11 protein-coding genes are annotated in these 7,078 nt (G+C 63.0%); 7 read left to right on the top strand and 4 right to left on the bottom strand.

All coding sequences use genetic code 11. The features are described 5' to 3' along the window. Positions 1-50 precede the first annotated feature (50 nt). From WAO18_RS22185 to WAO18_RS22175, 3 genes are all read left to right on the top strand, one after another. Positions 51-383 carry a MerR family transcriptional regulator gene (locus tag WAO18_RS22185; RefSeq protein ID WP_422208386.1) on the top strand — a complete coding sequence of 111 codons (333 nt, stop codon included), beginning with the start codon at positions 51-53 and terminating at the stop codon, positions 381-383. Positions 384-451: 68 nt separating this feature from the next. Further along, positions 452-1,936, top strand: coding sequence for a flavin-containing monooxygenase (locus WAO18_RS22180; protein ID WP_422208385.1), 1,485 nt, complete (start codon positions 452-454; stop codon positions 1,934-1,936). Between the two features lie 8 nt (positions 1,937-1,944). Beyond that, positions 1,945-2,220, top strand: coding sequence for a hypothetical protein (locus tag WAO18_RS22175; protein WP_422208384.1), 276 nt, complete (start codon positions 1,945-1,947; stop codon positions 2,218-2,220). Here the strand turns inward: WAO18_RS22175 and WAO18_RS22170 are convergent. After that, positions 2,195-3,427, bottom strand: coding sequence for a TetR/AcrR family transcriptional regulator (locus tag WAO18_RS22170; protein ID WP_422208383.1), 1,233 nt, complete (start codon positions 3,425-3,427; stop codon positions 2,195-2,197). The two genes, WAO18_RS22175 and WAO18_RS22170, sit on opposite strands and share 26 nt — an antisense overlap. Before the next feature lie 155 nt (positions 3,428-3,582). Between WAO18_RS22170 and WAO18_RS22165 the strand changes: the two genes are divergently transcribed. The 4 genes from WAO18_RS22165 to WAO18_RS22150 all read left to right on the top strand — a co-directional run bounded on the left by WAO18_RS22165 (position 3,583) and on the right by WAO18_RS22150 (position 5,600). After that, positions 3,583-3,807 (top strand): hypothetical protein, encoded by a 225-nt coding sequence (locus WAO18_RS22165; protein ID WP_422208382.1) that lies wholly within the window; start codon positions 3,583-3,585, stop codon positions 3,805-3,807. 53 nt (positions 3,808-3,860) lie between these two features. Further along, entirely contained in the window at positions 3,861-4,208 is a 348-nt protein-coding gene (locus tag WAO18_RS22160) for a hypothetical protein (RefSeq protein WP_422208381.1), read from the top strand. 72 nt (positions 4,209-4,280) lie between these two features. Further along, complete coding sequence (locus tag WAO18_RS22155; protein ID WP_422208380.1) at positions 4,281-4,715, top strand: MarR family winged helix-turn-helix transcriptional regulator; 435 nt, start codon at positions 4,281-4,283, stop codon at positions 4,713-4,715. 15 nt (positions 4,716-4,730) lie between these two features. Further along, the gene (locus tag WAO18_RS22150) at positions 4,731-5,600 is read left to right on the top strand and encodes an LLM class F420-dependent oxidoreductase (protein ID WP_422208379.1); all 870 of its coding nucleotides are present in this window, start codon (positions 4,731-4,733) and stop codon (positions 5,598-5,600) included. Positions 5,601-5,612: 12 nt separating this feature from the next. Here the strand turns inward: WAO18_RS22150 and WAO18_RS22145 are convergent, their stop codons facing one another. The 3 genes from WAO18_RS22145 to WAO18_RS22135 all read right to left on the bottom strand — a co-directional run. Further along, entirely contained in the window at positions 5,613-5,987 is a 375-nt protein-coding gene (locus WAO18_RS22145; protein WP_422208378.1) for a hypothetical protein, read from the bottom strand. A 92-nt stretch (positions 5,988-6,079) separates the two neighbouring features. Further along, positions 6,080-6,556, bottom strand: a complete 477-nt coding sequence (locus WAO18_RS22140; protein WP_422208377.1) for a lipoprotein LpqH — start codon at positions 6,554-6,556, stop codon at positions 6,080-6,082. An 88-nt stretch (positions 6,557-6,644) separates the two neighbouring features. Continuing rightward, positions 6,645-7,078: YncE family protein (locus tag WAO18_RS22135; protein ID WP_422208376.1), on the bottom strand; the 434-nt coding region annotated here is incomplete at its 5' end.

Raw genomic sequence — 7,078 nt, 5'->3', positions numbered from 1 at the left:
CGCAAGTGTGATAGAAAGATTTTCTGTACGCCCAGCCAAGGAAGACTTCGATGAGTGATCGGTTCGACGCCCCGGGCTCGCCAGACGCGAGCCAGGGCGTCTACGGCATCTCCGTGGCCGCAGAACTCTCCGGCGTCGCGGTGCAATCGCTACGCCTCTACGAGCGTCATGGCCTACTCAGTCCGACCCGCAGTGACGGCGGTACCCGCCTCTACAGCGCCGATGACATAGCTCGCCTGCGCCGCATCAGCGAATTACTTGCTGCCGGAGTCAATCTCGCCGGCATCGGCCAGATTTTGGACCTCCAAGACGACAACGCGGCCTTGCTCGCTGACAACCACGCCGTAGGCGATCGGTCGAACAGGAAAATCAACTCCGATTAAGCGCCCGATATCATCGTGCAGGCGTCCGCCATCTTCAAACTTACTCTGAAGTAAGGTACGGTCATTTCATGAGTTCGGAGCACTATGAGGTCTTGATCGTGGGGGCCGGCTTCGGCGGCATCGGCGCGGCGATCCAGCTCAAACGCCTCGGCTACGACAACATCGCCATCCTGGACCGCGAGGCCGACTTGGGTGGGACCTGGTACGTCAACCGCTATCCGGGTCTGGCAGTCGACATCCCGTCCACCACCTACTCCTACTGGTTCGAGCCCAACCCACACTGGTCCCGGCTGTTCGCCAAGGGCGCAGAGCTCAAGCAGTACGCCGATCACGTCGCCGACAAATACGACATCCGCCGTCACATCCGGTTCAACACGACGGTGGAATCCGCCCGCTGGGACGATGAGGCCCAGCTGTGGCAGGTCACGCTGGCCGGCGGTGAGACGCTGTCTACCCGCGTCCTGATTACCGCCACCGGTTTTCTGTCGCAGCCGCACACGCCGGACATCCCGGGCATCACCAGCTTCGCCGGCAAGGTCGTCCACACCACCGCATGGGATGACAGCTACGACATGGCGGGTCGTCGGGTCGGCCTGATCGGCACGGGGGCCACCGCGATCCAGCTGATCCCCGAACTGGCCAAGACCGTCGCCGATCTGACGGTCTATCAGCGCACCGCGATTTGGGTGGCGCCCAAGCTTGACTTCCGGATCGCCCCGCTCGTGCAACGCCTGTTCGCGCGGATCCCGCTCACTCAGCGGGCGGTGCGGTTTGTTACCGACGGGCTGCTCGAGTTCATGACGGTTGTCGGCGTGGTCAACTACCGCTACTTCCGGCGGCTGGCCATCGCCGCGATGGATCTCTGCAAGACCCACCGGTTCGTGCAGGTTCGCGACAAGGAACTGCGGAAAAAGCTGACTCCGACTTACGACCTCGGCTGCAAGCGGCCGAGCTGGTCCAACGACTACTACCGCAGCTTCACCAAACCGAACGTGCACCTGGAGACCGGCGGCATCGACCGTATCGAGCCTGACGGCATCGTCACCAAAGACGGCAACAAGGCCGCCATCGACACGCTGATCTTGGCTACCGGATTCGACCTGTGGGACGCCAACTTCCCCGCGATCGAGGTGATCGGTCGGGAAGGCCGAAACCTTGGGAAGTGGTGGCGCGAGAACAGGTTCCAGGCCTACCAGGGTGTGTCCATTCCGCACTTCCCGAACTACCTGAGCCTGGCCAGCCCATACGCCTTCTCAGGGCTGTCCTTCTTCAACACCATGGAATACCAGATGCGGCACATGGACAGGTTGTTGGGCGAGGTGAAGCGCACGCAGGCAACCACATTCGAGATCACCGAGGAGGCTAACGCACGCTTCCTGGATCGGATGACCAAACGTCTGGACAGCTCAGTGTTCTACGCGGGTGACTGCGCCACGTCACGGTCGTACTACTTCAATCACAGCGGCGAGGCGACCCTGCTACGACCCACGTCGGTGCGCAACGCCGTGCGAGACAGCTCTCGGTTTCCGTTGAGCGACTACGCAATCGCCTAAGGAGATCCATGTCTCGCAAAAGTAACCGGGTGGCCCGCTTTTCGGGTCTGGCACTGGCCGGCGCCGGACTGGCCCACTTCACCAGCCCGGGGCTGTTCGAGCCGATCACCAAGGCGGCGTTCCCGCGTAACACCCGCCAGCACGTCTACACCAACGGCAGCATCGAAACGCTGCTGGGACTGAGTTTCGCCAGCCGCCAGACCCGCAGCCTGGGCACCGTCGGCCTGATCGGATACCTCGCCTACCTGGGCGGCAACGCTATTCGCCAGTCCCAAAAACCGTAGCTTCCATCAGTTTTCGCACACATGCCTGCGGGTGGGCGGAGTTGTCTGCCGAGTCCTCGTAGTGCACCAGCCGACCTACGTCGACCACCAGCGCCATCGCCGCGTGCACCAGAAAGCGTGCCTGCGTCTCGGTGAGCGCCGGCCGCGCCGCGGCCAGCAGGCGCATCCAAGCATCGATCGTCGATCGCTGCACACTGCGAAGCAACTCCTGGTCCACCCGCGTCAGGTTCACCCGTTCGGTGTAATAGATCGCGGCCAGATCCGGGTTGGCGAACGAGGTCGCCACATATGCCTCGATCAACATGGTGAGCATGTGGCCCGGTTCGGTCATCCCGGTCAGGATCGCCGACAGACGGCCGGAAACCCGATCGGCGGCACGCCGTAGTCCCGTCGCCAAGATGTCGCACTTGCCCGGGAAATACCGGTAGATCCCCGAGACCGGAATACCGACGGCCGACGCGATCTCGGCCATGCTGGTCTCGGGATAGCCCTTGGCGTTGAACAACACCATCGACGCCTGTAGCAGGGCCTCGTATACCCCGGTATCGGCCTCGAAGATCCGCCATGTGGCGGGACGGTCCAAGGCGTCCGCCGTTACCGGCAGGTCAGCCTCCGATACCGCCGAGGCGGCGCCGGACAGCAGCGCGCGCATCTCGTCGGTGGGCAATTGCACTCGGTGGTCGACGGCACTCCCGATCACGCTGAGCAGACCCGCCGACAGCATCCACCGCTGCGGTGTGGTCAGAGTCGGGCGAATTGCGATGAGCGGCCGCTGAATTCGGCGGTTGACCAACCGGAGTTGATCGCCCAGCGTGGATTGGTCTTCGCTATGCAGATAGCGGGCTTGCCATCGGTACAGGCCGCCGGACTCGCGGTTGGCCAGCGTCACGTCGACCAGCGCGTCGATCAGTCGATTCAGCGTGTCCGACGGGTCGGTTTCGGCGGCTTCGGTGTCGGCGAAATCGGTACAGTCGACCAGCTGCTGACCAAGCGCCAGCACAGCGCCGCGGAACAGTTCGTATTTGCTGGCATGGTGGCGGTAGAGCGCCGGTGCTGAGATTCCGACCTTGGCCGCGATCGCTTCCATGCTGACGGCGTGATAGCCCTGCGCGCTGAACGCCTCGGCGGATGCCCGGGCGATCTGGTCCTTGCGGTCTTTGGGCCGACGCCGTACGACGGCGGCGCCCTGGGCTCGCGCTGTCGTCACCGCCCCACCCTAGCCTGCAGATAAGTGTCAAAAAAACCTACCGCCGAGTCAGAACGATCATTAACATAGTCCGTGTCTGATGCGCTTGTGCAGCGCAGATGAGCTACGACGTCACACCCGACGACGTTCAGGGGCCGTGTTGGAGGTAGCCGCGCATGTTGGAGACGATTCGCCGGATCCTCGGCTACCAGCTCACCATCGCACAGCTGATCGCGCTTGGATTGATCCTCGGGACACCGTATTTACTGGTCGGCACGATCTGGTCGACGACGCACACCGCGCATCTGCAGAACATGCACGGCGCCGATCTGGTGGTGTCCTTTCTTGGCTCGATCGTGTCCTGGCCGGTACTGCTGTTCTCGAACGTCTGCATGACATAACCGTCACTGACCGCCGACACCGGATTCACATATCCCGACCTGAGAGGAGAACAGTGAGCAGCCGTCAAGTAGTGCTCGGATGCGTGGGCGCTGGGTTGATCGTCACTGGACTGCTGGCGCTGTGGTTGCCCGTGCATTTGAACCAATACGACCAATGGGGAATGCAGATCAGCTGCGGCAGAGGCTTCAACGCAAGCCTTTCCCAGGGACCGGCAGCCAAGGACGCCGGTTTCGCCGGCCAATGCGGGTCGGCGCTCCTGCTGCGTCGGCTGTGGGCCATCCCCGCCACAGCGATCGGTTGGGTGCTGATGACCATCACCGCGACGATTTGGGTGCGCAGCGCACCGGACGAGCCGGAAGAAAGTACACGCTTCTGGGAGCTACGCGGAGACGCGACGTAGGACTGACCGTTCACATCAATACTAGACAGTTCAAACTGTACAGTTTGAACTGTTTAATGTACGGTGGACTGGGTGGACGGGATCAGCGAATCGGCAGGAGCTGCGGCCCGTGATCTGCGGGTGATGTTCAGCCGGCTGCGTCGCCAACTCAAGGACGTCGCGACCGGTGGCGGTCTGACACCATCGCAAACCGCGGTGCTCACCCGGCTGTGGAAAGAGGGCGCATCGTCGACCAGCGCCCTGGCCGCCGCCGAGCGAGTACGACCACAGTCAATGGCCGCCATCATCGCCGGACTCGAACAGCACGGCCTTATTCGGCGTGCACCCGATCCTGACGACGGTCGGCGACAGCTGATTTCGTTGACCGCCGCCGGCCGTCGCCGCGCCGAGAGCGACCGTCAGATTCGCGAGGAATGGCTGGCCCGCGCCATGCAAGAGCGCTACTCGGAGCGGGAGCGCCGCGTCATCAACGACGCGTTGTCCCTGCTTCAGCGTTTGACCGATTAACGAAGGGAGCTACCAATGGAATTGGGCATACACTTCATCGACTTTCTACCGGGCGACCCGGCTCAATTGACCCCGGCCCTGTTGTCGACCGCCACGGCCGCCGAGGACATCGGCGCGACGATGTTCACGCTGGCGGACCACTTGTTCCAAATGGAAGGTGTTGGGCGCGCTGAAGATCCGTTCCTGGAGGGCTACACCTCGCTGGGCTACCTGGCTGGCCGGACGACCAGCATCACGCTGGCATTGCTGGTCACCGGGGTCACCTACCGGCATCCGGGATTGCTGGCCAAGACAGTGACGACTCTTGATGTGCTCTCGCAGGGCCGGTCCATGTTCGGTATCGGCGCCGCCTGGTACGAGCGTGAGCATCTCGCTCTGGGGGTTCCGTATCCGCCGCTGCGGGAACGGTTCGAGATGCTCGAGGAGACGCTGCAGATCTGTTCGCAGATGTGGAGCCACAACGACGGGCCGTATGTCGGCAAGCACTATCAATTGGCTGAGACGATCTGCGAGCCCCAACCGATCCGGCGGCCCCCGATCCTGATCGGTGGTGGCGGAGAGAAGAAGACACTGCGGCTCGTCGCGCAATATGCCGATGTCTGGAACTCGACCGACTCCGAGATCGACGTTCTCGCCCACAAGATCGATGTGTTGACCCGCCACTGTGACACGGTGGGTCGCGATGTCGCCGAAATCCGGAAAACCGTTGGCTTCTTCGAGGACCCCTTCACCGATGTCGACGGGTACCTCCAGAAGCTCGAACGGTTCTCCGACCTCGGGGTCGAGATGATCAACACCGGCCCGGTGCCGGGCACACCGGATCCTGCCGGCTTCGTGAAACGCTTCGGCGACGAGGTGGTGCCGAAGCTGTCCGAGATCCGTTGAGCCACCGGCGACTCAAAGGCTGGCGATGATCCGCGCACGCTCTGCGATGTACTCATCGACGGAGATGGTGCCGCTGGCGCGCAGGTGCTCGATCTCCTGCAGCCGCTTGGACGTCGGTACCGCGGGCGGCGGAAGAGTCGTGGGGACACCCATGACGGCGTCGTGCTGAAGGGGTCGCAGCGTTGCGCTCGGGCCTTGGCCGAAGTTGATTAGTCCGAGTCGCAACAACAGAATCAGCAGGCCGACACCTCCGGCCGGCAAGCCGAACAAGAGCCAACCGCCGGGCAGGCCGAGCTCGCTCAGAGCGACAAAGCGAACCACGAGCGAGATTGCGAGGATCCCGGCGATCGCGCCGGCCAGCAGGAGTACGGGTTTGTTGTTATTCACGGGAGTGTTCCTTTCGTCTGGATAGTTCGGCAGGTCCGCCCGGCCACCGAATGTTGTTGTAACAACACCCGATGGCCGGGCGAGGGCCGGTACTAGGGGCAGGTGACGTCGAGTTCGAACGACTTGTTGACCTGTCCTGCCATCGGGTTGGACATGTCCACGCCACTGGCGGTGCCGCTGATCTTGTACGAGCTGCCGTCCTTGGTGGCGTCAGCCTTGCCGGTGGTGCCGCCGACGCCCAGCGTGACGCCGTTGACATTGCCCAGCGCAACGGATTTCACCACCGGCGGGTTGGCATCGGTCAGCACTGCGCCGATGCCGGTGGGAACACCCGAAGACCCGGCTCCACCACCGATGGCGATGTTGACCGTGCCGGCGGCCTTCGTGCAGGCAACCTGACCCTTGACGTTTTGATCCTTGCCTTCGACGAGCACCTTGGTGTTCGACGCGCCGGCCGGGGCAACGGCGGCATTACCGACGCTGACGGCCTTGTCGTGGTGTGAACAACCCACCATCACGGTGGCGAGGGTCGCCGCCGTGCCGGTGATGATCAGAACGTTGCGCTTCATTGAGGGACTCCTTGTTTGTATTGTTGACGTGGTGCGTAATCACATTGCGGCAACAGGCTTTATGAATCCTTAATGCGGATCCTGCCGCTCAGCTCGCCGCTGCCTGAAGCATCGGTGTCGCGGTGGGCAGAGCCGTTATGTCGCCCATGTGATCGGCTACGTAGAGCCGGCTCATCATCGAGCCCATCGCGACGCAGGACGGGGATACGTCGAGGGTGATGCGGTCGAAAGCCAAGTCGCTCATTGCGCATATCACCGCGATGCCATCGCGTTCCACGACGTAGATCTCGGAGCCATCCGGGCTCATCGCGATTTGGATGGCCGACTCGCTCACTTCGACGACGGCGCTGATTGCTTTGCGCGCCAGATTGATACAGATTGCTACGGCGGCTCCGTGCGGGTGGTGGGCCAGCACATAAGCCCAAGCTCCATCCGGGCTCAGCGTGATGTCGCGCACCGGCGCCCCCACCGGGATGGTCGCCACAGTCCGCCGCCGGGCACTGTCGACGACAACGAGTTCGC

Source organism: Mycobacterium sp. (assembly GCF_049278535.1).
Lineage (GTDB): Bacteria > Actinomycetota > Actinomycetes > Mycobacteriales > Mycobacteriaceae > Mycobacterium.
This window is presented reverse-complemented; position numbering and strand designations above follow the sequence as displayed.